We start from the raw sequence: 24,332 nt of genomic DNA on the forward strand, positions 1-24,332 counted from the left end.
GACGGTTCGCACGTATCAATGGCTGATACAGAACGCGGGCCGGCGGCCGGTCCCTAGCGTGGGGCGACGGGCCGTGCTCCGGCGGCCGGTGCGTGGCCCTGGCCGGAAACGGAAGATCATCCTCACGTCGTGTGTTCGAGGCGTGACGGACGGGCATCACCGCTGGGCGAGCACATGACTCACGAGTAGCTGACTCACGAGTGGCTGAGGAGGAAGGAAGAGCCGTGACCGAGGGGGACGGCGTCCAGGACGGCGACCTGCCGGACGATCTGACCGCGGCCGAGGCCGGCATGTGGCAGGCGTTCCGCAACGGCAGCGTGTACGACCTGTGCAGCGGCGACGCGCGCGTGGACGATCCGCACGGAGGCCACCCGTGGGGACCCGAGCGGACCGTGCGGGCCCGGATCGTCTGCTGGCTGCTGCTGGACGGCCCACCCGCGCTCGCGGGCCGGGTGCCCTCGCTGAAGCTGGCCGGCGTGCGGATCAGCGGCACGCTGGACCTGGCGGGCGGGACCGTCCTGCCGTACGTGGAGCTGCGCGGCTGCCGGTTCGACGACGAGATCCTGCTGCCGGAGGCGCACTTCACGACCGTGCGGTTCGTGGACTGCGCGGCGCCGCGCCTGGAGGCGGCCCGGGTGCGCACGGAGGGCGACCTGCACCTGCTGCGCTGCCGTTTCCTCGGCGGGGTCCGGCTGACCGACGCCCACATCGGCACCGACCTGCTGCTGAACGAGGCGGTGGTCCACCGGGACCGCAGCGGCCGGTCGATCGCGGCCGACGGCATGACCGTCGGCCAGGACCTCCAGGCGGACCTCCTGGAGTCGCACGGCGAGCTGAGGCTGCGCAGCGCGAAGGTGGGCGTCTCGCTGAGCCTGCGCGGCGCGCGGCTGCTCAACCCCGACGGGCGGTACGCCCTCAACGCGCCCCAGCTGACCGTCGGCCGCACCCTGTACCTGACCCCGGCCGGGGTGGGCGGGCCCTGGCAGAGCGGGACGACCCCGGCGCGCGGGACGCGGATCCAGCGGTTCGAGTGCCGGGGCGGCATCCGCCTTGACGACGGGCGCTTCGGGGACGCGGTGGACCTGGAGCGGGCGCGGCTCGCCCTCACCGACGACCAGGAGCTGTCGCTGCGCCGGGTGCAGGCGCCGGAGCTGCGGTTCCTCGGGGAGGAGCCGCAGCGAGGCCGGGTGCTGCTGTCCGGCGCCCGGGTCGTCAGCCTGGTCGACCGGGCGACCAGCTGGCCGGGGCCCGGGCGGCTGCACATGGGCGGCTTCGCCTACGAGAACCTGGTGCCGCAGGGTCCGTTCCCGCTGACCCGGCGGCTCGGCTGGGTGGCGGCGGCGACCGCCGAGTACAACCCGGAGCCGTACGAGCGGCTGGCGAGCGTGCTGCGGGCCGCCGGCGAGGACGAGGACGCGCGCGAGGTGCTGCTCGCCAAGCAGCGCCGGCGCCGCGAGACGCTGCCGCTGGCCGGCAAGCTCTGGGGGTACGCCCAGGACCTGACCGTGGCCTACGGGTACCGGCCGGGCCGGGCGGCGGTGTGGATGGCGGTGCTGTGGGCGGCCGGCACGCTCGCCTTCGCGCACGCCCCGCACCCGCCGATGAACCCCGGCGGGCACCCCACCTGGGACCCCGCGCTGTTCGTCCTCGACCTGCTGCTGCCGGTGATCGATCTGGGCCAGGCCGGTCAGTGGCGCCTCAGCGGCGGCTGGGAGTGGGCGTCGACGGTGATGATCCTGCTGGGCTGGATCCTCGCGACGACGGTGGCGGCGGGGGCCACCCGCCTGCTGAGGCGCGGGTAGGCGGACCCCCGGCAGGGTCCAGCAGATGAACACGCGTCACCTTTTACCCTCCCTTGACCTTCTGCCGTACAACTTTCACGGATTTGGCCGGACGGTCTGGCGCGGGCCCGGCACGCCGACCTTCAATGGCGGGACCATGGCTTCGCTGCGCACGCTGTTCCGTTCCGCACGGACGGCAAGAACCACTTCGCGCCCCGCCTCCGGTCCGCTCCCGCCGGCCGAGGACGAGGTACTCCTCGACGCACCCGACGAGCGGCTCGCTCCGGCGTTGGTCGCGGCCGGTCAGGGTGCGTACGGACCCGCCGCGGGACTGCTCGCCGACACCCGGGCCGCGGCCGACTGGGAGGCCCGGGACCGGTATGTGCGCCGTCTCGCCCTGTTCGCCCGCTCCCGCCCGGAGTGGCTCGACGAGTGGCACGCGGCAGCCCCGCAGGATCCCGACCTGCTCGTGCTGCGCGCCCAGCTGGCGGTGGACCACGCCTGGGACTCCCCGGCCCGCAGCGAGGTGCTACGCGCGGTGAGTCCCGTGATCACGAGCGCCGCCCGCGGCGACGGCCGGGACCCGGTGCCGTGGCGGATCGCCCTGGACCACGCCCGTGGCTCGAACGCCGGTCACACGTACTTCGAGGAGCTGTGGGAGGCGGCGGTCCGCCGGGCCCCGCACCACTACGGCTGCCATGTGGCGGCCCTGCGCTACCTGGCCACCTACTGGCACGGCTCGCACCACGAGTGCTTCGACTTCGCCGACCTGGCCGCGCAGGACGCGCCCGCCGACTCGCTCGTCCAGGCCCTGCCGGCCCGCGCGGCGTTCGCCTACCTCACCGACGGCTGCGGTCCCGAGGTGCCCCGGGGCCGCCTGGACGCGGCGGCCGACCGGGCGATCGCCCTGTCCGCCCGGTTCCCGGCGGCCGACCTGTGGCCCGCCGAGGTCCGCAACAAACTGATGTACCTCCTGGTCCGCCTGGAACGCTGGGAGGCCGCCCGTACCCAGCTGCACCTGATCGGCCCGTACGTCACGTCCTTCCCCTGGGACCGCCTGTCCGACGACCCGCTGGGCCACTTCGTACGGCTGCGCGCCCAGCTGCTGGCCGGGACGGAACCCCTCTTCGAGACCGGAGCGGTCCCCTCCGCGGGAGGCGCCGGGGGCCCACTGATCGAGCACGGCGGGCATGCCACCGCCGATGACCACTAGGCTGTGGCGCCGTGACCACCGTCCGTCTCCCCCTCTTCCCGCTGAACTCGGTGTTGTTCCCGGGGCTCGTGCTGCCGCTGAACATCTTCGAGGAGCGCTATCGCGCCATGATGCGCGACCTGCTGAAGACACCCGAGGAAGAACCGCGCCGGTTCGCCGTGGTGGCGATCCGCGACGGCCACGAGGTGGCACCGAGCGCACCGGGCATGCCGGACCCGACGGCCCAGCCCGACAAGGGCCCGGCGGCCGGCTTCGGGCCCGACCCCCTCAAGTCCTTCCACGGGGTGGGCTGCGTGGCGGACGCGGCGACGATCCGGGAGCGGGCCAACGGCACGTTCGAGGTGCTGGCGACGGGGACGAACCGGGTGCGGCTGCTGTCGGTGGACACCTCAGGGCCGTTCCTGACGGCCGAGCTGGAGGAGCTGCCGGAGGACCAGGGCGACGAGGCCGGCCCGCTGGCGGAGGGCGTCCTGCGGGCGTTCCGCCAGTACCAGAAGCGGCTGGCCGGCGCCCGCGAGCGGTCACTGGCCGCGGGGATCGAGCTCCCGGACGAGCCGTCCGTCGTCTCCTACCTGGTGGCCGCCGCGATGATGCACGACACGCCGACCAAGCAGCGCCTCCTCCAGGCCCCCGACACCGCCTCCCGCCTCCGTGACGAGCTGAAACTCCTTCGCTCCGAGACGGCGATCATCCGTAACCTGCCGTCACTGCCCGCGGCGGAGCTGACGCGGTCGCCGACGAGTCTGAACTGAGCAGGGGGCCTGTGACATGCCGAAGAAGGCGAACAAGAAGCAGCAGTCCGCGGGCGGCACCCCGGCCACGGTGGCGCTGACCGCGGCGGGCGTGGACTTCACCGTCCACTCCTACGACCACGACCCCGCCCACCCGTCGTACGGCGAGGAGGCGGCGGAGGCGATGGGCGTCTCCCCGGACCGTGTCTTCAAGACGCTGGTCGCGGACGTGGACGGCACGCTGACGGTCGCGGTGGTACCGGTGGCGGGCAGCCTGGATCTCAAGGCCCTGGCCACGGCGGTGGGCGGCAAGCGCGCGGCGATGGCGGACCCGGCCCTGGCCGAACGCACCACGGGCTATGTCAGGGGCGGCATCTCCCCGCTCGGCCAGCGCAAGAAGCTGCCCACGGTCCTGGACGCGTCGGCGTCGTCCCACGCCACGATCTGCGTGTCGGCGGGCCGCCGGGGCCTGGAAGTGGAACTCGCCCCGGCCTCCCTGGTGACGCTGACGGGCGCCACGCTGGCCCCGATCGGCCGCGCCTGACCTCCCGGCACGGCCGCGCCCCGGCGGGGCTGCCTAGGCCGGCGGGGCCGCGTACGGGCCCTCCTCGTAGGGGGGCTCCGGGTCGCGGGGGCCGAACAGCGCCGTGAGGCCCAGCTGGACCAGCAGCGCCGAGAACGACCACGCGAGCAGCGCCCCCTTCGCCCCGAGCTTCAGCGGCGCCGAGAAGGTCACGCCCTTCCCCACGGCCTTGGCGTGCGCGATCACGTCCTGCTGGGGCCCCAGCCACGTCCCCAGCCGCCAGGCCAGCAGCGAGGCGAGCAGCCCGCCGACGCCCAGCGCCACCACCAGCGGCACGCCCCCGCGCCGCCGCCACAGGAACACCGCCACCGCGCTCACGGCCCCGAAGGCCAGCGCCAGCAGCGTGAACGTACCGTCCACGCCGGCCGCCTGCTCGCCCTCGGTGTCCTTGAGGTAGACCACCCAGCTCCTGCCGGACCGGTCCCCCACCAGCGGCACGTGCGGCGCCAGCCACAGCCACAGCAGCCCCAGCAGCACCCCGCTCACGGCCAGCGCCACCGCGACGACCGCGGCCTCCCGCAGTTCCGTCTTCATCCCGGGACCGTCCTGTCCGTACTCGCCCGACTCTCCCGCGGCCGCCCCGGCGGGCGGCGGCACCTGCCATGCCTGGTGCGAGGACTGGTCGTGCGGCGGCGGAGGCGGCGTCAACGGTGCGGTCACCCTGACATCGTGCCAGGTCGCGCTGTGCGGCGCGTCACCGGACGGCGGCCCGGCGGTAGGCCCAGGTCGCGACGGCCAGCGACACCACCCCGACCGCCGCGCACACACCCAGGTCGACGAGGACGACGGCCCAGTCGGGGCGCGCCCCGAAGGTCCGGGCGTAGGCCTCGACGCCGTACGTCGACGGCAGCAGGTCCCGCGCGAACCGGATGATCTCCGGCATCCGGTCCGGCGGCAGCACGCCCAGCAGCAGCGCCGCCGACATGCCCAGCTGCCCGAGCAGCGTGGCGAGCTCGGGGCGCGGCGCGAGCAGTCCGCAGGCGGCGCCGAGTCCGGCCAGGGCGGCCCCGGCGAGCGGGATCACCGCGACGAGGATCCAGAGGTTCCCGAGCGGCAGCCCGAACAGCACGCACCCGAAGGCGGCCGTCACCAGCGTGCCCGGCACGGTGAAGGAGGCGTACGCGGCGGCGGCCCCGAGCACCACGGAGGCCGGCGGCACCGGCAGGGTGGCGTAGTGGTCGAGCCCGCCGCTCGCCCGCAGCTGCCCGAAGTACTGCGCCAGCAGGTTCAGGGCCACGAAGGCGACGACGACCACCGAGGAGCCGGCCACCACGGACTGGGCCTCGCCCCGGTTGTCCACCACTCCGCGCATCATGATCATGATGCCGACGGACTGGAAGGTCGCGACGAACAGCAGCGGGATCCGCGCCACCCGGGCGCGGGACAGCTGCGCCCGGTAGACGGCCGTCAGTGACGGCCACAGCCGGGCACGCGGCCCCAGCTCGGCCACCGCGCCGCCCGGCGCCGTCTCCTGTGCGCCCAGGGCACCGCCCGGCAGGATGTCCGCGGGTACGACACTCACGTCGCGCTGCTCCTCTTCCCGACGGCGACGGCACGCACGGCGCCCACGGCACGTACGGCCGCCGCGTCCTCCGGTACGGGCCCGCCCGCCGCCGCGTTCACTCTCGCATCCACCTTCACGCCTTCACCAGCCCCTGCCGTGCGGCGCCGCCCAGCGCCAGGTAGACGTCCTCCAGGCTGGGCGTGGCGAGGGTGAAGTCGTCCAGGGCGGCGAAGGCTGCCCCGCCGGTCACCGTGGCGACGGCGGCCCGGGCCTCCTCGGGCGCGAGCCGCAGCGTCCAGCGCCGGCCGGACTCGACGGCACGCTCCCGCAGGGCGGCCACCTCGGGCACGTCCAGCGGCGCCCGCTCCCGCCACACCAGCTCGACCCGCACCTCGCCGGCGACCCGTTCCTTGAGCCCGGCGGGGGTGTCACAGGCGATGACCCGCCCCTGGTCCAGTACGGCGACCCGGTCCAGGACCGTCTCCGCCTCGATCACGTTGTGGGTGACCAGGACGACGGTCGTGCCCCGCTCGGCGCGCCGCCGGTCGACCGCGGCCCACACCGCCCGCCGGGCCACCGGGTCCATCCCGGTCGTCGGCTCGTCCAGCACGAGCAGCGGCCGCTCCCCGACCAGCGCGGCGGCGAAGCAGGCCAGCCGCCGCTGTCCGCCGGAGAGCTTCTTGAGCGCCCGCCCGGCGATCGGCGTCAGCCCCAGCTCCTCCAGCACGGCGTCGCGCTCCCGGCGCGCCTGCCGTACGTCGAGGCCGCGCAGCCGCCCGGTGGTCTCGGCGGCGAGCGAGACGGTCAGCTCGTCGAGGGCGGTGGACTGCTGGCCGAGGTAGGCGAGGATCCGCGCCGCCCGCTCCGGATGCCGCACGATGTCGTGCCCGAGGATCTCGACGCCTCCCGAATCGGGTCGCAGCAGTCCCGTGAGCTGCCGCACCAGCGTGGACTTCCCGGCCCCGTTCGGCCCGAGCAGCCCGAAGATCTCCGCCCGCCGGACGTCCAGCTCCACCCCGTCGGTGGCGCGCACCTCGGGCACGCCGGGAGTGCCACGGCGCCCCTTGACCGCGGCGTAGGTCTTGGTCAGCCCACGCACCGCGCACACCACGTCACTTCGATGCCGCAGTACCTGACCCACGCCGTTGCTCACAAGCAACGAGATTACGGGGTCACCCCCGTTTACTCGTCCTTGGGTCACTCAGCGCCTCGAAGGGGCACCGGGGGCACCCCCTCCTCCGTCACTCCGAGGACGCATGCTCCCCGGCCCCCGCCGGTACGTCGAACTCTCTCCAGAAGCCCGCCCGGATGGCGTACCGGTCGTGCTCGTCGATCTGGTCGTCCTTGTGCGCGAGCAGCCCGAACCGCGCCGCGTACCGCAGCAGCTCCCCGTCGATCCGGTGCGGAATCCGCGGGTACATCCCGGACAGCCGGTGCAGGTGCCCCTGGTCCCCGAGGCGGGAGATCCACCGCCGGGCGAACACCTGTCCGACCTCGTACGGATCCCCGCCGACGGTCGTGATGTCCTCCTCGCGGTCGGCCCACCGCTGCTCCGCCGTGGTCAGCTGGGCCAGCGTCGGCATGGCGGCCGCCTCCGCCGACTCCGCCACGGCGCCGGGCCGGTCCACCCACCCCTTGTCGGAGGACCACCGCAGGGTGGCGGTGGTCGCCGGGTGCACCGGCTGCGCCCCCGGCGCCCGCAGCGCCGCGAGGTCCTTCGGCGTCGGCACCCCCTTCGGCGTGGCCACCCGCTCCTGCGTCCGGCTCCCGGCGGCGCCCGCCACCGGCGCCCGCTCCCCCTCCTCGGCGCCGGTCTCCGCGGCGGCCGGCGCCGACTCGGGCAGCGGCGCGGAGAGGATCGCGGCGATCTCCGGCCGGGGCACCGGCGAGGGCGCGCAGACCGCGGTCAGCTCCTTGGCCCGGACCGCCTGGGTGATCCACGCGCGGTCCAGGACCCGCCGCTCGTCGGCCTCGGCGACCAGGTCCTCGGACTGGTTGTAGTCGCCGTCGGCGGCCTGCACGGCCCACAGGTGCACGGCGACCCCGTGCTCCTTGGCGGCCATCATGCCCGGCAGCAGATCCCCGTCGCCGGTCACCAGGACGATGTCGGAGCAGGCGCGGTTGCGGGCCAGTTCGGTCAGCTCGGCGTGCATGGCCGCGTCCACGCCCTTCTGCGCCCAGCGTCCGTCACTGCGGGTCAGGGCGCCGAGCCGGACGGTCACCCGGGGCATCACGCGCAGCCGGCGGTGCTCCGGCTGGGGAACGCGGTCCGGGGCGCCGTCGAACCAGTAGATGCGCAGCAGTGGACGTTCGGTGTCGGACTCCGCGCGCTCGCGCAGCGCCTGGATCAGCGCGGCGTGGTCGACGGTGATCCGGGATCGGGAGGGCTCACCGGCGAGGAGACTGGCGGCGGCACCCAGCAGATACCCGGCGTCCACCAGGACGATGCAGCGGTCCACGCGACTCACCCTCTTTCCGGGAGGTTTGCTTTTCGGGGCTTCCTTCGAGTCTGCCCGACGGCGCGGGGGTTAACGGCCCGAACTCGATCTTCGGCGTGGCGTTTCGGGGCCTTCCTCGCCGACCAGCCCTGTTACACAGGGTAATTATCCGAAATGCGTCTGTTGTCAGCCTATGTGAATCTGAATTCGGCCCCTAGATCCCCCACAGGAGGCAGATCACCATGGCCAAGAACAAGAACCGTAAGCAGGGCGGCTCGCAGAACCGCGCGCCCCAGGCCGAGCAGGCCCACGAGCACGCGCAGCGCACGTCGGCCGAGTCCCACGACTCGCCGGTGTCGCACATCCAGGGCAGCCCCGCGGACGTTGCCCGTAGGCAGCAGAAGCGCTTCGGCCACAACTGAGCGGACCGGCGGGTCCGCCAGGGCTGTTGAGGCCCGGACATCACGGAGGGGCGCACCCGCATCGGGTGCGCCCCTCCGGCACGCGCACGGCTCAGCGGGCCGCGCTCCCGCTCATCCGGCCAGGCAGGACGGGCCGAGCAGCACCTTCAGGTCGCCGAACAGCGCCGGATCCGGCTTCACCCGGTGCCGGTCGAGGCGCAGCACCGTCGTCCTGGTCGGACCCTGGAGCTTGATCCGGACCTCGCTGTCGCCCTTGTGATGGCTGAGGATCTCACCGAGCCGGCTGACCATCGGCGGGGTGACCCGGGTGGCCGGGATGGTGAGGACCACCGGCGCGTTGGTGCCGGCGTTGGACAGGTCCGGAACGGTCAGCTCCATGCCGACCAGCCGCGGCACGTCCTCCCGCTTGTCGAGCCGGCCCTTGACGAACACCACCGCGTCCTCGACGAGTTGGGTGGAGATCAGCTGGTAGCTCGCCGGGAAGAACATGCACTCGATGGAGCCCGCGAGGTCCTCCACGGTGGCGATCGCCCAGGCGTTGCCCTGCTTGGTCATCTTGCGCTGGAGACCCGAGATGATGCCGCCGATCGTCACCACCGCGCCGTCGGCGTGCTCACCGCCGGTCAGCTGCGCGATGCCCGCGTCGGCCTTGTCGGAGAGCACGTGCTCCAGGCCGAAGAGCGGGTGGTCGGAGACGTAGAGACCGAGCATCTCCCGCTCCTGGGCGAGCAGATAGGTCTTGTCCCACTCCTCGTCGGTGAAGACGACGTCGAGGCCGAAGCCGGGTTCGTCGCTCTCCTCCTCGCCCATCCCGCCGAACAGGTCGAACTGCCCCTCGGCCTCCTTGCGCTTCACCGCGACCACGTTGTCGATCATCGTGTCGAAGTGCGCGGTGAGGCCCTTGCGGGTGTGCCCCAGGGAGTCGAAGGCGCCCGCCTTGATCAGCGACTCCGTGGTGCGCTTGTTGCACGCGACCGCCTCGACCTTGTCGAGGTAGTCGGGGAAGGAGCTGTACTTGCCCTTGGCCTTGCGGCTCCTGATGATCGACTCGACCACGTTCGTACCGACGTTGCGGACGGCCTCCAGGCCGAAGAGGATCACGTCGTCGCCCTGCGCGGCGAAGTTGTGCACCGACTCGTTGACGTTCGGCGGGAGCACCTTGATGCCCATGCGCCGGCACTCGTTGAGATAGACGGCCGACTTGTCCTTGTCGTCCTTGACCGAGGTGAGCAGCCCCGCCATGTACTCGGCGGGGTGGTTCGCCTTCAGATACGCGGTCCAGTACGAGACCAGGCCGTACGCGGCCGAGTGCGCCTTGTTGAACGCGTATCCGGCGAACGGGACCAGCACGTCCCACAGCGCCTGGATGGCCTCGTCGCTGTAGCCGTTCTTGCGGGCACCGGCCTGGAAGATGGTGAAGTTCTTCGCCAGTTCCTCGGGCTTCTTCTTGCCCATCACGCGGCGCAGGATGTCGGCCTCGCCGAGCGAGTAGCCCGCGATGATCTGCGCGGCCTTCTGGACCTGCTCCTGGTAGACGATCAGGCCGTAGGTGACGGCCAGGACCTCTTCCAGGGGCTCCTCCAGCTCCTTGTGGATCGGGGTGATCTCCTGGAGCTTGTTCTTGCGCAGCGCGTAGTTGGTGTGCGAGTCCATGCCCATCGGGCCGGGACGGTAGAGCGCCGACACGGCGGAGATGTCTTCGAAGTTGTCGGGCTTCATCAGGCGCAGCAGGGAGCGCATGGGGCCGCCGTCGAACTGGAAGACGCCCAGGGTGTCGCCGCGCTGGAGGAGTTCGAAGGTCTTCGGGTCGTCGAGCGGCAGGGACAGCAGGTCGAGGTCGATGCCCTTGTTGGACTTCACCATCTTGACGGCGTCGTCCATGATCGTCAGGTTGCGCAGGCCGAGGAAGTCCATCTTCAGCAGGCCGAGCGACTCGCACTGCGGGTAGTCCCACTGCGTGATGGTCACGCCGTCCGTGTGCCGCACCCAGATCGGGGCGTGGTCGACGATGGGCTCGCTGGACATGATCACGCCGGCCGCGTGCACACCCATCTGCCGCACCAGGCCCTCGACGCCCTTGGCGGTGTCGATGACCTTCTTGACGTCCGGCTCGTTCTCGTACATGGCGCGGATCTCGCCCGCCTCGTTGTACCGCGGGTGCGAGGGGTTGGTGATGCCGTCGAGGTCGATGCCCTTGCCGAGGACGTCGGCGGGCATGGCCTTGGTGAGCCGGTCGCCCATGGCGTACGGGTAGCCGAGCACGCGCGCGGAGTCCTTGATGGCGTTCTTGGCCTTGATCTTGCCGTAGGTGCCGATCATGGCGACCTTGTCGGCGCCGTACTTCTCGGTCACGTACCTGATCACCTCGACGCGCCTGCGCTCGTCGAAGTCGATGTCGACGTCGGGCATGGAGACGCGCTCGGGGTTGAGGAACCGCTCGAAGATCAGGCCGTGCGGGATCGGGTCGAGGTCGGTGATGCCCATGGCGTAGGCGACGATCGAGCCGGCCGCGGAGCCTCGGCCGGGGCCCACCGCGATGCCGTTGTTCTTGGCCCACATGATGAAGTCGGCGACGACCAGGAAGTAGCCGGGGAACCCCATCTGGATGATGACGTCCATCTCGTACTCGACCTGCTTCTGCCGGTCCTCGGGGACACCGCCCGGGAAGCGGCGGTCCATGCCCCGGCGGACCTCCTCCTTGAACCAGGAGACCTCGGTGTAGCCCTCGGGGATGTCGAACTTGGGCATGAGGTCGCGCTTCTCGAACATGCCCGTGGTGTCGACCATCTCGGCGACCAGGAGCGTGTTGGCGCAGCCCTCCTGCCAGGCGTCCGAGGAGTCGATGGCGTACATCTCGTCCGTGGACTTCAGGTAGTAGCCGGTGCCGTCGAACTTGAAGCGGTCGGGGTCGGAGAGGTTCTTGCCGGTCTGGATGCACAGCAGGGCGTCGTGGGCGGCCGCCTCGTGCGCGTACGTGTAGTGCGAGTCGTTCGTCACCAGCGGCGGGATGCCGAGCTTCCGGCCGATGTCCAGGAGGCCGTCGCGGACCCGGTGCTCGATGTCGATGCCGTGGTCCATCAGCTCCAGGAAGTAACGGTCCTTGCCGAAGATGTCCTGGTAGTCGGCGGCGGCCTTCAGCGCCTCGTCGTACTGGCCGAGCCGCAGCCGGGTCTGCACCTCGCCGGAGGGGCAGCCGGTGGAGGCCACGATCCCCTCGGACCACTGGGAGATGGTCTCCTTGTCCATCCGGGGCCACTTCTGCAGCCAGCCCTCGGCGTAGGCGTCGGAGGAGAGTTTGAAGAGGTTGTGCAGGCCGGTCTTGTTCACCGCCCACATCGTCTTGTGCGTGTAACCACCGGAACCGGAGACGTCGTCCCGCTTCTGGTGCGGCTGTCCCCACTGGATCTTGCGCTTGTTCCGCCGGGACTCGGGGGCGACATACGCCTCGATCCCGATGATCGGGGTCACCCCGGCCTTCTGCGCGGAGTGGAAGAAGTCGTACGCCCCGTGCAGGTTCCCGTGGTCGGACATGGCGATGTGCGTCATGCCCATCTCGTTGCAGGCGTTGAACATGTCCTTCAGCCGCGCGGCACCGTCCAGCAGCGAGTACTGGGTGTGGACGTGCAGGTGCGTGAAGGGCGGCTTCGACACTGGTTCTGCCTCCAAAAAGAACAGTCGTCCACGATCTTCCGACCGGCCGCGGACAGTCTGGGGGGACAGCGTCGAAGTCTATGCCCCGGGACTGACACCGGCCGGGCACTCCCACGTACCTTCGTGCGTTGGCTACGGCAGATACGGCTGTCGTACACGTCATGCACCAGGAGGCACTCCGCGATGTCGGTCACCCCGCTCAACGACGAGCAGCGCGGCGAGGAGATCCTCGCCGTTTTCGACACCGCCTTCGGCGAGCTCCTGGCCGCCGACCCGGCCGCGTTCCGCGTCAAGTTCCGGAAGATGGCCGCCTCGGCCTTCGCCTTCTACCGCGGCACGGCGGGGCTCTTCTACCACGACCTCGACGCCGACCGGCGCGGCGGCCCGTACCTGGACGAGCGCACCTCGCGCGTGTGGATCCACGGCGACCTGCACGCGGAGAACTTCGGCACGTACATGGACTCCAACGGCCGCCTGGTCTTCAACGTGAACGACTTCGACGAGGCCTACGTCGGCCCCTTCACCTGGGACCTGAAGCGCTTCGCCGCCTCCATAGCGCTGGTCGGATACGCGAAGGCGCTCAGCGACGAGCAGATCACCGACCTGGTCGAGGTGTACGCGGCCGCCTACCGGGAGCGGATCCACGCGCTGGCGACGGGCGCGAAGCGCGACGAGGTGCCGCCCTTCACCCTGGACACCGCCGAGGGCCCGCTGCTCGGCGCGCTGCGCGCGGCCCGCTCACTGACCCGCTTCGAGCTGCTGGACTCGATGACGGAGATCCGGGACTTCGAGCGCCGCTTCGCCGCCGGCGGCGGCTCCATCGAGCTGGACGCCGCCACCCGCTACAAGGTGCTCGCGGCCTTCGACGGCTATCTGGAGACCCTTCCCGAGGCGTCCCTGTCCCGCCCGGACTCCTACCGCGTGAAGGACGTGGTGGGGCGGCGCGGGATCGGCATCGGATCGGCCGGTCTGCCGTCGTACAACATCCTCCTGGAGGGGGCCACGGACGCCCTGGAGAACGACGTCGTGATCTACATCAAGCAGGCCCAGACCCCGGCGGTCTCCCGGCACGTCACGGACCCGGCGATCCGGGACTACTTCCAGCACGAGGGCCACCGCACGGTGATCTCGCAGCGTGCCCTGCAGGCGCACGCCGACCCGTGGCTGGGCTGGACCGAGCTGGACGGCGCCGGGCAGCTGGTCGCCGAGGTGTCGCCGTACGCGGTGGACCTGGACTGGAGCGACCTCGACGACCCGGAGGAGATCGCGGCGGTCGTGGCGGACCTCGGCCGGGCCACGGCGTCCATGCACGCGGCGGCCGACGACCAGTCCGGCGAGTCCCTGGTGCCGTTCTCCACCGAGCGGGCCATCGACGCGGCGATCGCCGCCGACGAGGACGGGTTCGCCCCCCTGCTGACCGACTTCGCCCACAGCTACGGCGCCCGCGCCCGCACCGACCACCAGATCTTCGTCGACCTCTTCCGCAACGGCCGCATTCCGGGCCTGTAACCTTCGCGGATTCTCAGGGCCCTTTTAGGGGCCTCCTACGCGAGTACGTGACAGACTCTGCACCGCTATGGACATATCCGGGACCCAGCTCAGAGCCGTGCGCGCGGCGCTGTTCACGGCCTTCGTCGTGACGCTCAGCACCGCGTCGCACGTGCTGCTGTCCCGGGCCCCGCTGCCGGTCACGACGGTGGCCGCGGTCGCCGCCGGGGTGTTCTGCACGGCGTACGCGCTGGCCGGCCGCGAACGCGGCTTCGGCCGGATCGCCGCCCTGCTGATCCCGCTGGAGCTGGCCGCCGACACGGTCTTCACCACCGGCCAGCACGCCTGCTACGGCCGGGCGGGCGGCCCCGTCACCGGCCCGCTGCGCGCGGTCGGCTTCGACGTGCTGTGCCACGGCGCGGTGGGCACTCCGCTGGCGCAGATGGCCGGCGGCTCCCGCGCCTCGGCGGTCCTCGCGCACGCCGACCCGGCCGCCGCCTGGCTGCTGCTCGCCGCGCACGTCTGCGTCGGCCTGCTGGCCGCCGCGTGGCTGCGCCGGGGCGAGCGCGCCCTGACCCAGCTGCTGCGCGCGGTCGCCGCCACCACCTTCCGGCCGCTGCTCCTCGCGGTCGCCGCGGGCACGGTCCGGCCGGCCGCGGTACGGCGGCGGCCGCGTCCGGTGCCGCGCACGGCCGCCGCCCGCGAGCTGGTGCTGGTGCACTCCCTGGGACGGCGCGGACCGCCGAGCTCCGGGGCGCCCGCACGGCCTCTCGCCTTCGCCTGAGCGCCCCTCCTCCCGAGCACGTCCCTCGTCCGAGCAGGACGAGTCCCTCACACGTATTCCGCGTACGACACGTGCGCGTCCCCAAGGGAGATCACCGACATGAGCAAGCGCAACAGCGCGGCCGCCAAGACCGCCGCCCGGGAGCGGCTGCGCGTCGAGCGCGAGAAGCAGGCCAAGCGCGCGAAGGCCAAGCGGCAGCTCATCGTGGCCGGCTCGATCGTGGCCGTGCTGGCCGCGGCGGGCGGCATAGGCTACGCCGTCGTCCAGAGCAACAAGCCCGCCCACTGGGAGAGCGTCAAGAGCGAGAAGCTCGTCAAGCCGGCGAACACCAGCGGCGAGAACGGCACGACGGTCGTCATCGGCAAGGCGAGCGCCAAGAAGACCCTCGCCATGTACGAGGACCCGCGCTGCCCCATCTGCGCCCAGTTCGAGCAGACGGTCGGACCGACCGTGGACAAGGACGTCGCGGACGGCAAGTACAAGATCCAGTACGTGGGCGCGACCTTCCTCGACGACAAGCTCACCGGCGAGGGCTCCAAGAACGGGCTGAGCGCTCTCGGCGCGGCGCTGAACGTCAGTCCCGAGGCGTTCCTCGAGTACAAGTCCGCGATGTACTCGAAGAAGTACCACCCCGACGAGACCGACGACAAGTTCAAGGACGACGCCTACCTGATCAAGGTGGCGGACACGGTCCCGGCCCTGAAGGGCAACACGAAGTTCCAGACCGCCGTGAAGAACGGCACCTTCGACAAGTGGGCTCTGCTCATGAGCGAGAAGTTCGACACGGACAGCAAGAAGTACAACATCCAGGGAACGCCGTCCCTCGTGATGGACGGCAAGCTCGTCAACGGCGCCAACGGCAGCGCCCCGATGACCGTCGCCGACTACGAGACCGCGATGGCCGCGGCCCTCAAGGGCTGAGCAGCAAACGGAATGCCCCGGACCGCTTATGCGGTCCGGGGCATTCCGTTTTTTCGACTCCCGACCGTGAATGCCGGGGGAACGAAATCAAGACAAGTAAAGGGATACACATCCGCCATCCTCGTCCGGGCAAAGAAAAGCCGTTTACATTCAACATTTGATCAAGGTAGCGTTCACGCCGCACCCGGACATGACACGTTGCGGAGGAAAGATGAGATTCAAGAAAGCCCTCGTGACCGCTGCCGCCACCGTTGCCGTACTGGGCGGCGTAACCGTGGGCGGGGCGGCCCCGGCCAGCGCGGACACGACGTACGGATGCGGGAGCACCGGCCCCAACAATTCCGACGGCGAACTCAAGGTCGTGGTCGGGCACCTTCGGAACGGACCGTTCGAGTCGTGTACGCAGACCCAGTCGGTGGCCCCGGGTACGGCATTTCACGCCTGGTGCGGTGTCTACAACACGTCCGGGAATTTCTGGGTGTACGGGCGCGTGGGCAGCGGCCAGACCAAAGGCTGGATCTACTCCGGGAACCTTTCCTTGTCCTCCGGGTCGGTAAACATCTGCTGACGCCGTCTCCGTGACGGCCCACGAGGTCGGCGCCTGACGCGTGGCCGAACATCAGGCGAACCTCTTTCCGGTTCGCCTGATCCCGGCGCTACTCGTCAGTAATCTGATCGCCCGTGACCAGTAGACACAGAGCATCCACGAGCGCCGGCACCCCGTCCGAGCGCCCCGGCGTCCTCGCCCCCCGCCGCCGTACGGTCGTCAAGGCCGCGGCGGCGACCGCTGTTCTGGCCGCCCCGTTCGCCGCCGCGCTGCCGGCCCGGGCTGCCTCGGACGCCCCCGCCTTCCTGCACGGCACCGCCTCCGGCGACCCGCTGCCCGACGGCATCCTGCTGTGGACCCGGGTGACCCCGACCGCCGACGCCCTGCCCGGCTCCGGGGTCGGCCCGGACACCGAGGTCAGCTGGGTCGTCGCCACCGACAGGGCGCTGACGAACGTCGTCTCCCGGGGCTCCGTCACCGCGACCGCGGCCTCCGACCACACGGTCAAGGCCGACATCCGCGGGCTGGCGCCGGCCACCGACTACTTCTTCCGCTTCTCGGCCGGTGGCACGGACTCGCCGGTCGCCCGCACCCGCACCGCGCCGGCCGCCGACGCCGCCGTCCCCGGCCTGCGGTTCGGCGTGGTCTCCTGCACCAACTGGGAGGCCGGCTACTTCGCCGCCTACCGCCACCTGGCCGCCCGGGGCGACCTGGACGCCTGGCTGCACCTGGGCGACTACATCTACGAGTACGGCACCGGCGAGTACGGCACCCGCGGCACCGTGGTGCGGCAGCACGCGCCCACCCACGAGATCATCACGCTCGCCGACTACCGCATACGGCACGGCCTGTACAAGACCGACCCCGACCTGCAGGCCCTGCACGCCAAGGCGCCGGTGATCGCGATCTGGGACGACCACGAGTTCGCCAACGACTCCTGGTCCGGCGGTGCCCAGAACCACACCGAGGGCGCCGAGGGCACCTGGACGGCCCGGCAGGCCGCCGCCAAGCAGGCCTACTTCGAGTGGATGCCGGTCCGCCCGGCCATCGCCGGCACCACCTACCGCCGGCTGCGCTTCGGCAAGCTCGCCGACCTCTCCCTGCTCGACCTGCGCTCCTTCCGCTCCCAGCAGGTGTCCACGGGCAGCGGCGCGGTCGACGACCCGGACCGCACCATCACCGGCCGTGCCCAGCTCGACTGGCTGAAGGCCGGGCTGACGGCCTCCGACACCACCTGGCGGCTGGTCGGCAACTCGGTGATGATCTCGCCGTTCGCCATCGGCTCGCTCTCCGCCGACCTGCTGAAGCCGCTCGCCAAGCTGCTGGGCCTGCCCCAGGACGGCCTCGCCCTCAACACCGACCAGTGGGACGGCTACACCGACGACCGCCGCGAGCTGCTGGCCCACCTGCGTGCCCACGCGATCGGCAACACGGTCTTCCTGACCGGCGACATCCACATGGCGTGGGCCAACGACGTGCCCGTCGACGCCGGGACCTACCCGCTGTCCGCCTCGGCCGCCACCGAGTTCGTGGTCACCTCGGTGACCTCGGACAACCTGGACGACATCCTCAAGGTCTCCCCCGGCGTCGTCTCCACCGTCGCCGCCCCGGTCATCCAGCTGGCCAACCGCCACGTGCACTGGGTCGACACCGACCGGCACGGCTACGGCGTCCTGGACATCACCGCCGACCGGGCGCAGATGGACTACTACGTCCTCTCCGACAAGACGAAGGCCGACGCCACCGCGTCCTGGGAGCGGTCGTACCGCACCCGCAGCGGCACCCAGAAGGTCGAGCGCACCTACGACCCGGTGTAACCGTCGGCTACAGCGTGTCGAGGAAGCCGAGGGCCACCCGCCAGGTGGCCTCGGCGGCCTCCTCGTCGTAGTCCGGCAGGCCGGGGTCGGTGTAGAGGTGCCCGGCGCCCGGGTACCGGTAGATCTCCACGTCGGCGCCCGCCCGGCCCATCTGCAGGTACCAGGCGCTCAGCCAGTCGTCCGTCTCGAAGGCGTCCGGCTCGGCCACGTGCAGCTGCACCGGCAGCCCGTCCACCGCGGCGTTCGGCGCGATGTCCGAGGTGCCGTGCAGGAGCAGCAGCCCCCGCGCCCGCTCGTCGCCCAGTCCCAGCGTCTGCGCGATCGACGCGCCCAGCGAGAACCCCGCGTACACCAGCCCGCGCTCCGAGTACGGCGCCGCCGCCAGCACGGCCCGCTTCAGCAGCTCGTCCTTGCCGATCGACTCGTTGAACTCCATCCCGTCCTCGACCGCGTCGAACGTGCGCCCCTCGAAGAGGTCGGGCGTCCACACCTCGTGCCCGGCGGCACGCAGCCGGTCCGCCGCCTCGCGCACGGCGGGCCTGAGGCCATGGGTCGAGTGAAAGAGCATGATGTTCATGCGCCCATGGTGCCAGCCGTCGCGGGCGGCCCCGACCCGGTCCCTGCGGCCGGGCACCGGTCGGCACCGGCCTGGCAGTGACATCCTTCTCACCCTCCCGCAGGTTCAGGACCCCGCGGATCCGGTTACGTTCGAAGCCATGGAGATGGAGAACGTACTCCGCCCGCTGATCGTGGTCGGCGGCGCCGTCGTCCTCACCCTGCTGATCGGCTGGGCGACCGACCAACTGCTGCGCAAGGCCGACGCACGGCACAGCGAGACACCCCTGTGGGGGCTGCTGCGCCGCGGCCGCGTCCCCTACCAGCTGGTGCTCTGCTCGGGCCTGCTCAGAGGCTCCTACGACCAGGCCGAGGTGCTCCTGGGGCACCGGGTGGCCGTGGGCCAGATGCTGTCGCTGGTGCTGATCGGGTCGACCGCCTGGCTGGTGGTGCGCATCGCGTCGGCGATCGTGCAGACCTCGTACTCCCGGTACGCCCGCGCCCACCACGACGCCGCCCGGGTCCGCCGGGTGCGCACCCAGGTCTCGCTGATCATGCGCGTGGTCACGGCGATCGTCGGTGTGGTGGCCGCGGCGGCGATGCTGCTGACCTTCCCCGCGATGCGGGCGGCCGGCGCCTCACTGCTGGCCTCCGCGGGCATCGTCGGCATCGTCGCCGGTGTGGCCGCGCAGTCCACGCTGAGCAACATGTTCGCGGGTCTGCAGATCGCCTTCGGCGACATGGTGCGCCTGGGCGACACGGTCGTGGTCGACGGCGAGTGGGGCACGGTCGAGGAGATCACCCTGACCTTTCTGACGGTACGGACCTGGGACGAGCGCCGGATCACGATGCCGGTGTCGTACTTCACCTCCAAACCCTTCGAGAACTGGTCGCGGGGCACCCCGGAGATGACCGGGATCGTCTACTGGCACCTGGACCACTCGGCGCCGATCGAGGCGATGCGGGAGCGGCTGCGCGACATCCTGCGCGAGTGCCCCGCCTGGGACGGACGGGCCTACGGCCTGGTGGTCACCGACTCCACGCCGAACACCATCCAGGTGCGGGCCCTGGTGACCGCCAAGGACTCGGACGACGTCTGGACGGCCCGGGTCGCCGTCCGCGAGCAGATGATCACCTGGCTGGCCGCCGAGCACCCGTACGCGCTGCCCCGGGTGAACACGGCCGACGCGGTCCTTTCGCAGGGCGGGATCATCCCCTCCCAGGACGGCGCGGACCAGGGCCACCGGCTGCACGCACCGCCCCGCACCGGCCCCTGACCGCGCCCGCGCCCCCGGTCAGTGGCCGCGTTCGGCGCCTCCGTTGACCTGGATGATCTGGGAGGTGATGTGCCCGGCGGCCGGGGACGCCAGCCAGTGCAGGGTGGCGGCGACGTCACCCGGCGTCCCGGCCCGCCCGGTGGAGGTCTCGGCGACGAGCCTCGCCCGCCGGGCCTCCTCGATCGGGCCGCCGAAGAAATCGGTGTCGTCGATGTATCCGGGCGCGACCACGTTCACGGTGACCCCGCGCGGTCCCAGCTCTCTGGCCAGGTCGTGGGCATAGGGGTGCAGGGCGGCCTTGGCGGCGGCGTAGGAGCCGGTGCCCGAGCCCCGGAACGCCGCGATGGAGCTGAGGAACAGCACCCGCCCGCCGGGGTCGGCGAGCCGGTCCTTCAGGGCCTCGGTGAGCAGCACCGCGGTCAGCGTGTTCTGCCGGAAGTTGCCGCTCCACACGCGGGCGGCGACGTCGAGCGGATCTCCGGACCCGGCGTCGGGTGCGAACGCCGCGTTCCCCCCGGCGCTGTGGACGAGCACGTCCACGGTCCCGAACTCCTCCGCGACGAACCTCGCCACGTCCCGCACATCGGCCGTCTCGGTCAGGTCGGCGGCCCGCACGACGGCGCCCGGCACCCCCGCCTTCTCCAGCACCTCTCTGCGCCGCCCGAGCAGCAGCACCCGGTCCCCGTCGGCCGCGAACGCCGACGCGGTCGCCAGTCCGATCCCTGTTCCTCCACCACTGATCACAATGTTCCGAGCCATGATCCGAGACTACGAGGGGGACGCCGCCGCTGCCTTCGGATGTCCACAGCCGCCACAGGTTCGTATGACTGCCGCCACACGCACAGACGTGCGGTGCCGGGGGCGCGGGCGGGACGTCACCTAAGGCTGCGGACGTCCAGATGGCGCAGCACCCGGTCCACGATCTCCGGGTCCGCCCCCGGCTCGCTGCGGGCCGCCAGCACCTCGTGCCGCGCCGCGCTGAGCATCTCCGACTGGATCCGCCGGACCCTCTTCAGCCGCCGGACCCGTTTGTCGTGGCCCTCGCGCCGTTCGTCCTCCGCCACGTCGGGACTGATCCGGAACCCGATCTCGAAGGCGCGCCGCAGCATCTGCTCGGACAGTTCCTCCGGCAGCTCCTCGACCTGCTCGATCTCCCGCAGCCGGCGCCGGGCCGCCTTCGCCGCGCGCAGCGCCAGGTCCTTCTCGATCTCCTTCTCGTGCTCGGTGTCGGCCCGCACCCCCAGCCGCCGCACCAGCCACGGCAGCGTCAGCCCCTGGAGCACCAGCGTGGCCATGATCACGCCGAAGGCGATGAAGACGATCTCGTCACGGTCCGGAAAGGGCGATCCGTCGTCGGTCCTGAGTGGAATGGCCAGCGCCAGCGCCACCGACGCCACCCCGCGCATCCCGGACCACCACATCACGACCGTCTCCCGCCAGCTGGTCGGGATCTCCTCGTCGTAGTCCCGGCGGGCGTGCAGCCGCTTGGTCAGCCAGGTCGCGGGCAGCAGCCAGAGCAGCCGTACGACGACGACCACGCCCACTACCGCGGCCGCCCAGCCGAGCAGCTCGCCCCAGCGGCCGGACGCCGTGCGGATCGCGTTGTGCAGCTCCAGGCCGATCAGTCCGAACGCGACACCGGTGACGAGCGTGTCGACGATGTCCCAGAAGGTGTAGCCGGCGAGCCGGGTCATCACGTCGTCGGCGTCGGTGGCGTACTCGGCGATGAACAGCGCGGTGGTGAGCACCGCGAGCACCCCGGAGCCGTGCAGCTCCTCGGCGACGACGTAGGAGACGTACGGGACGAGCAGGGTGAGGCCGATCTGGAGCGTCGGGTCGCCGAGCACGTCCATCAGCTTGTTCGCGCCCCAGCCGAGCACCAGCCCCACGGCGACCGCGACCACCGCGGAGAGCAGGAAGTCCAGCCCGGCCCGCCACGGCGAGAACGTGCCGCTGATCACCGCGGCGATCGCCACGTGGTACAGCACGATGGCCGTGACGTCGTTGAAGAGGCCCTCGCCCTCCAGGATCGACACCAGCCGCCGCGGCAGCCCGAGCTGTCCGGCGACGGCGGTCGCGGCGACCGGGTCGGGCGGGGCGACCAGGGCGCCCAGCGCGACCGCGGCGGCGATCGGCAGCCCGGGCACGATCGCGCTCGCGACGGCCGCCACGCACAGCGTGGTGACGAACACCAGGGCCACGGCGAGCAGGAAGATCGGCCGTTTGTTGGCCGTGAACTGCCGCCACGAGGTCCGCCGTACCGCCGCGTAGAGCAGCGGTGGCAGCAGGCCGGGAAGGATCAGCTCGGGCGGGATGTTCACGTTCGGCACGAAGTCGGCGACCGCGAGGACGATCCCGAACAGCGTCATCAGCACGGGCGCCGGCAGGCCGAGCCGGTCCCCGACCGGGACGCTCACCAGGGCCCCGAGCAGCAGCACGAACAACAGGGCCAGCTGATCCACGGCTTGCGCTCCGGGAGTCGACGATCACACGGCAGGTCTCAAGCGTGCCACGTACCCCGAGAACCCCGTCTACAGCACGCGGCGCATCCCCTGGTGCGGGATGCCCGCCTCCGCGTACCGCGGGCCGTACGGCTCGTATCCCAGCCGTTCGTAGAAGCCCAGCGCGTGCGTCTGCGCGTGCAGGTCGACCACGGTCAGGCCACGCGCGCGTGCGGCCTCCTCGATGGCCCGGACCAGGGCCACGCCGACGCCGAGGCCGCGGGCCTCCTCGGCCACCGCGAGCCGGCCCAGGGAGCCCAGGGACGGGTCGCCGCCGGTCTTGGCCGCGGCCGCCGCGCCGTACAGCAGCCGGCCGGTGCCGAGCGCGACGCCGTCCGCGCGGACGGCCAGCACGTGCAGGGCGGTGGCGTCGTACTCGTCGTACTCCAGGTCCTCGGGGACGCCCTGCTCGACCACGAAGACCTGCTTGCGCAGGCTGAAACAGGCGTCCAGGTCGGCGGGGTCCTCGGCGATGCGCACCTGGTACGCGCGCGTGCTCATCCGTACGTCTCCTCGCGGACCTGGTCCAGCGCCTTCTGCAGGTCGGCCGGGTAGTCGCTCTCGAACTCGACCCACTCGCCGTCCCCGGGGTGCTCGAAGCCGAGCCGGACCGCGTGCAGCCACTGGCGGGTCAGGTGCAGCCGCTTGGCGAGGGTCGGGTCGGCGCCGTAGGTGAGGTCACCGACGCAGGGGTGGCGGTGGGCCGACATGTGGACGCGGATCTGGTGGGTGCGGCCGGTCTCCAGCTTCACGTCCAGCAGGGAGGCCGCGCGGAACGCCTCGATGAGGTCGTAGTGGGTCACGGAGGGCTTGCCGTCGGCCGTGACCGCCCACTTGTAGTCGTGCTGGGGGTGGCGGCCGATGGGGGCGTCGATGGTGCCGCTGGTCGGGTCGGGGTGACCCTGGACGAGCGTGTGGTAGCGCTTGTCGACCGTGCGCTCCTTGAACTGGCGCTTCAGCGACGTGTACGCCCGCTCCGACTTGGCGACCGCCATCAGACCCGAGGTGCCCACGTCGAGGCGGTGCACGATGCCCTGGCGCTCGGCGGCGCCGGAGGTGGAGATGCGGTAGCCGGCCGCCGCCAGGCCGCCGATCACGGTGGGGCCCGTCCAGCCCGGCGAGGGGTGCGCGGCCACTCCCACCGGCTTGACGATCACGACCACGTCCTCGTCGTCGTGCACGATCTCCATGCCCTCGACGGGCTCCGCGACGATCTGCACGGGCGCGGGCGCCCCCGGCATCTCGACCTCCAGCCAGGCCCCGCCGCGCACCCGCTCGGACTTGCCGACCACCGAGCCGTCGACCTGGACCTTGCCCGCCGCGGCCAGCTCGGCCGCCTTGGTGCGGGAGAAGCCGAACATGCGGGAGATGGCGGCGTCGACGCGCTCGCCCTCCAGGCCGTCGGGCACGGGCAGGGTTCGGATCTCGGGAAGCGTGCTCACCCGTCGAGTATGCCGGACCGCGCGGACCGCGCCGTACGCACGTCCGTACGCCCCGCTCCGGTCCCGGTCAGTCCTTGTGGACGGTGCCGTCCGGGTCGAGGCCCCGGAAGGAGAGCAGCACGATCAGGACGCCGCCGCAGACGATCGCCGAGTCGGCCAGGTTGAACACCGCGAAGCCCTTCGGCGCGATGAAGTCCACGACCTGCCCCTCGAAGACCCCCGGCGAGCGGAAGACCCGGTCGGTGAGGTTCCCGAGCGCGCCGCCCAGCAGCAGGCCCAGGGCGATCGCCCAGGGGAAGCTGTAGAGCTTGCGCGCCAGGCGGAAGATGACGACGATCACGGCCGCCGCGATCAGCGTGAAGATGATCGTGAAGGCACCGCCGAACCCGAAGGCCGCCCCCGGGTTGCGGATCGCGTGGAACTCCAGCCAGTCGCCGATCACCTCGATCGGCGCGTGGTGTTCCAGCTTGGCGACCACGATCATCTTGCTGACCAGGTCGAGGACGTACGCGAAGGCGGCCACCGCGAACAGCACGGCGATGCGGCGCCCGCGCCCGGGTCGCCGTCCGGCCGGGGCCGGCTGCTGATCCGCACCGGCCGCGTCGGGCGTCGCCGTCCGCTCGCCGCCGTCGTCCGGGGTGTCCGGCGTACCGATGATGCGCTCCGCCTCTGCCACG

Annotated in this window: 22 protein-coding genes; 11 read left to right on the plus strand and 11 right to left on the minus strand. The window is 71.7% G+C overall.

The genetic code is table 11. From position 1 onward, the window contains the following. Positions 1–224 precede the first annotated feature (224 nt). From AB0958_RS02555 to ybaK, 4 genes are all read left to right on the plus strand, one after another. Positions 225–1,802 carry an oxidoreductase gene (locus tag AB0958_RS02555; RefSeq protein WP_366888438.1) on the plus strand — a complete coding sequence of 526 codons (1,578 nt, stop codon included), beginning with the start codon at positions 225–227 and terminating at the stop codon, positions 1,800–1,802. Positions 1,803–1,938: 136 nt separating this feature from the next. Beyond that, positions 1,939–2,994 (plus strand): hypothetical protein, encoded by a 1,056-nt coding sequence (locus AB0958_RS02560; RefSeq protein ID WP_366888439.1) that lies wholly within the window; start codon positions 1,939–1,941, stop codon positions 2,992–2,994. An 11-nt stretch (positions 2,995–3,005) separates the two neighbouring features. Next, positions 3,006–3,746 carry an LON peptidase substrate-binding domain-containing protein gene (locus AB0958_RS02565; RefSeq protein WP_366888440.1) on the plus strand — a complete coding sequence of 247 codons (741 nt, stop codon included), beginning with the start codon at positions 3,006–3,008 and terminating at the stop codon, positions 3,744–3,746. A 16-nt stretch (positions 3,747–3,762) separates the two neighbouring features. Continuing rightward, the gene (gene ybaK, locus AB0958_RS02570; RefSeq protein ID WP_366888441.1) at positions 3,763–4,269 is read left to right on the plus strand and encodes a Cys-tRNA(Pro) deacylase; all 507 of its coding nucleotides are present in this window, start codon (positions 3,763–3,765) and stop codon (positions 4,267–4,269) included. Positions 4,270–4,302: 33 nt separating this feature from the next. Here the strand turns inward: ybaK and AB0958_RS02575 are convergent, their stop codons facing one another. The 4 genes from AB0958_RS02575 to AB0958_RS02590 form a co-directional block, all read right to left on the minus strand. Then, positions 4,303–4,968, minus strand: coding sequence for an AAA family ATPase (locus AB0958_RS02575; protein ID WP_366888442.1), 666 nt, complete (start codon positions 4,966–4,968; stop codon positions 4,303–4,305). 34 nt (positions 4,969–5,002) lie between these two features. After that, positions 5,003–5,830, minus strand: coding sequence for an ABC transporter permease (locus AB0958_RS02580; protein WP_366888443.1), 828 nt, complete (start codon positions 5,828–5,830; stop codon positions 5,003–5,005). 115 nt (positions 5,831–5,945) lie between these two features. After that, a complete protein-coding gene (locus tag AB0958_RS02585) occupies positions 5,946–6,965 on the minus strand; it encodes an ABC transporter ATP-binding protein (RefSeq protein ID WP_366888444.1) in 1,020 nt (339 codons plus the stop codon). 88 nt (positions 6,966–7,053) lie between these two features. Next, positions 7,054–8,271: an NYN domain-containing protein gene (locus tag AB0958_RS02590; RefSeq protein WP_366888446.1), complete on the minus strand. Its 1,218-nt coding sequence runs from the start codon at positions 8,269–8,271 to the stop codon at positions 7,054–7,056. Positions 8,272–8,492: 221 nt separating this feature from the next. Between AB0958_RS02590 and AB0958_RS02595 the strand changes: the two genes are divergently transcribed. Continuing rightward, positions 8,493–8,672: a hypothetical protein gene (locus tag AB0958_RS02595; protein ID WP_366888447.1), complete on the plus strand. Its 180-nt coding sequence runs from the start codon at positions 8,493–8,495 to the stop codon at positions 8,670–8,672. 111 nt (positions 8,673–8,783) lie between these two features. Here AB0958_RS02595 and dnaE read toward each other — a convergent pair whose 3' ends face one another. Beyond that, positions 8,784–12,323 (minus strand): DNA polymerase III subunit alpha, encoded by a 3,540-nt coding sequence (gene dnaE, locus AB0958_RS02600; RefSeq protein WP_366888448.1) that lies wholly within the window; start codon positions 12,321–12,323, stop codon positions 8,784–8,786. A gap of 183 nt (positions 12,324–12,506) precedes the next feature. Between dnaE and AB0958_RS02605 the strand changes: the two genes are divergently transcribed. The 5 genes from AB0958_RS02605 (at position 12,507) to AB0958_RS02625 (ending at position 17,880) form a co-directional block, all read left to right on the plus strand. After that, positions 12,507–13,832 carry a DUF2252 domain-containing protein gene (locus tag AB0958_RS02605; RefSeq protein ID WP_366888449.1) on the plus strand — a complete coding sequence of 442 codons (1,326 nt, stop codon included), beginning with the start codon at positions 12,507–12,509 and terminating at the stop codon, positions 13,830–13,832. 67 nt (positions 13,833–13,899) lie between these two features. Next, positions 13,900–14,595, plus strand: coding sequence for a hypothetical protein (locus AB0958_RS02610; RefSeq protein WP_366888450.1), 696 nt, complete (start codon positions 13,900–13,902; stop codon positions 14,593–14,595). 99 nt (positions 14,596–14,694) lie between these two features. Then, complete coding sequence (locus tag AB0958_RS02615; protein WP_366888451.1) at positions 14,695–15,516, plus strand: thioredoxin domain-containing protein; 822 nt, start codon at positions 14,695–14,697, stop codon at positions 15,514–15,516. 157 nt (positions 15,517–15,673) lie between these two features. Next, on the plus strand, positions 15,674–16,084 hold the full coding sequence (locus AB0958_RS02620; RefSeq protein WP_366888452.1) for a hypothetical protein: 411 nt from the start codon (positions 15,674–15,676) through the stop codon (positions 16,082–16,084). A 113-nt stretch (positions 16,085–16,197) separates the two neighbouring features. Continuing rightward, a complete protein-coding gene (locus AB0958_RS02625; RefSeq protein ID WP_366888453.1) occupies positions 16,198–17,880 on the plus strand; it encodes an alkaline phosphatase D family protein in 1,683 nt (560 codons plus the stop codon). A 7-nt stretch (positions 17,881–17,887) separates the two neighbouring features. Here the strand turns inward: AB0958_RS02625 and AB0958_RS02630 are convergent, their stop codons facing one another. Then, on the minus strand, positions 17,888–18,457 hold the full coding sequence (locus AB0958_RS02630; protein ID WP_366888454.1) for a dienelactone hydrolase family protein: 570 nt from the start codon (positions 18,455–18,457) through the stop codon (positions 17,888–17,890). Positions 18,458–18,602: 145 nt separating this feature from the next. On the opposite strand from AB0958_RS02630, the gene AB0958_RS02635 reads away from it, so the two are divergent. Further along, on the plus strand, positions 18,603–19,712 hold the full coding sequence (locus tag AB0958_RS02635) for a mechanosensitive ion channel domain-containing protein (RefSeq protein ID WP_366888545.1): 1,110 nt from the start codon (positions 18,603–18,605) through the stop codon (positions 19,710–19,712). 18 nt (positions 19,713–19,730) lie between these two features. Here the strand turns inward: AB0958_RS02635 and AB0958_RS02640 are convergent, their stop codons facing one another. The 5 genes from AB0958_RS02640 to lspA all read right to left on the minus strand — a co-directional run bounded on the left by AB0958_RS02640 (position 19,731) and on the right by lspA (position 24,331). Then, positions 19,731–20,471: an SDR family oxidoreductase gene (locus tag AB0958_RS02640; protein WP_366888455.1), complete on the minus strand. Its 741-nt coding sequence runs from the start codon at positions 20,469–20,471 to the stop codon at positions 19,731–19,733. A gap of 116 nt (positions 20,472–20,587) precedes the next feature. Beyond that, positions 20,588–22,174, minus strand: a complete 1,587-nt coding sequence (locus AB0958_RS02645; RefSeq protein ID WP_366888456.1) for a Na+/H+ antiporter — start codon at positions 22,172–22,174, stop codon at positions 20,588–20,590. A 69-nt stretch (positions 22,175–22,243) separates the two neighbouring features. Continuing rightward, positions 22,244–22,714 (minus strand): GNAT family N-acetyltransferase, encoded by a 471-nt coding sequence (locus AB0958_RS02650; protein ID WP_366888457.1) that lies wholly within the window; start codon positions 22,712–22,714, stop codon positions 22,244–22,246. Beyond that, positions 22,711–23,655 (minus strand): RluA family pseudouridine synthase, encoded by a 945-nt coding sequence (locus AB0958_RS02655; protein WP_132886256.1) that lies wholly within the window; start codon positions 23,653–23,655, stop codon positions 22,711–22,713. Before AB0958_RS02655 ends, AB0958_RS02650 begins: the two co-directional genes overlap by 4 nt. Before the next feature lie 67 nt (positions 23,656–23,722). Next, positions 23,723–24,331: a signal peptidase II gene (lspA, locus tag AB0958_RS02660; RefSeq protein ID WP_366888459.1), complete on the minus strand. Its 609-nt coding sequence runs from the start codon at positions 24,329–24,331 to the stop codon at positions 23,723–23,725. Between the last annotated feature and the right edge of the window lies 1 nt (position 24,332).

This window comes from Streptomyces sp. NPDC006655, assembly GCF_040703965.1.
Lineage (GTDB): Bacteria > Actinomycetota > Actinomycetes > Streptomycetales > Streptomycetaceae > Streptomyces.

Excerpts from the sequence above, each read along its gene's own strand:
- AB0958_RS02560 (WP_366888439.1), top strand. The coding sequence starts at position 1,939 with ATGGCTTCGCTGCGCACGCTGTTCCGTTCCGCACGGACGGCAAGAACC.
- ybaK (WP_366888441.1), top strand. The coding sequence starts at position 3,763 with ATGCCGAAGAAGGCGAACAAGAAGCAGCAGTCCGCGGGCGGCACCCCG.
- AB0958_RS02595 (WP_366888447.1), top strand. The coding sequence starts at position 8,493 with ATGGCCAAGAACAAGAACCGTAAGCAGGGCGGCTCGCAGAACCGCGCG.
- AB0958_RS02605 (WP_366888449.1), top strand. The coding sequence starts at position 12,507 with ATGTCGGTCACCCCGCTCAACGACGAGCAGCGCGGCGAGGAGATCCTC.
- AB0958_RS02610 (WP_366888450.1), top strand. The coding sequence starts at position 13,900 with ATGGACATATCCGGGACCCAGCTCAGAGCCGTGCGCGCGGCGCTGTTC.
- AB0958_RS02615 (WP_366888451.1), top strand. The coding sequence starts at position 14,695 with ATGAGCAAGCGCAACAGCGCGGCCGCCAAGACCGCCGCCCGGGAGCGG.
- AB0958_RS02630 (WP_366888454.1), bottom strand. The coding sequence starts at position 18,457 with ATGAACATCATGCTCTTTCACTCGACCCATGGCCTCAGGCCCGCCGTG.
- AB0958_RS02635 (WP_366888545.1), top strand. The coding sequence starts at position 18,603 with ATGGAGAACGTACTCCGCCCGCTGATCGTGGTCGGCGGCGCCGTCGTC.
- AB0958_RS02640 (WP_366888455.1), bottom strand. The coding sequence starts at position 20,471 with ATGGCTCGGAACATTGTGATCAGTGGTGGAGGAACAGGGATCGGACTG.
- AB0958_RS02650 (WP_366888457.1), bottom strand. The coding sequence starts at position 22,714 with ATGAGCACGCGCGCGTACCAGGTGCGCATCGCCGAGGACCCCGCCGAC.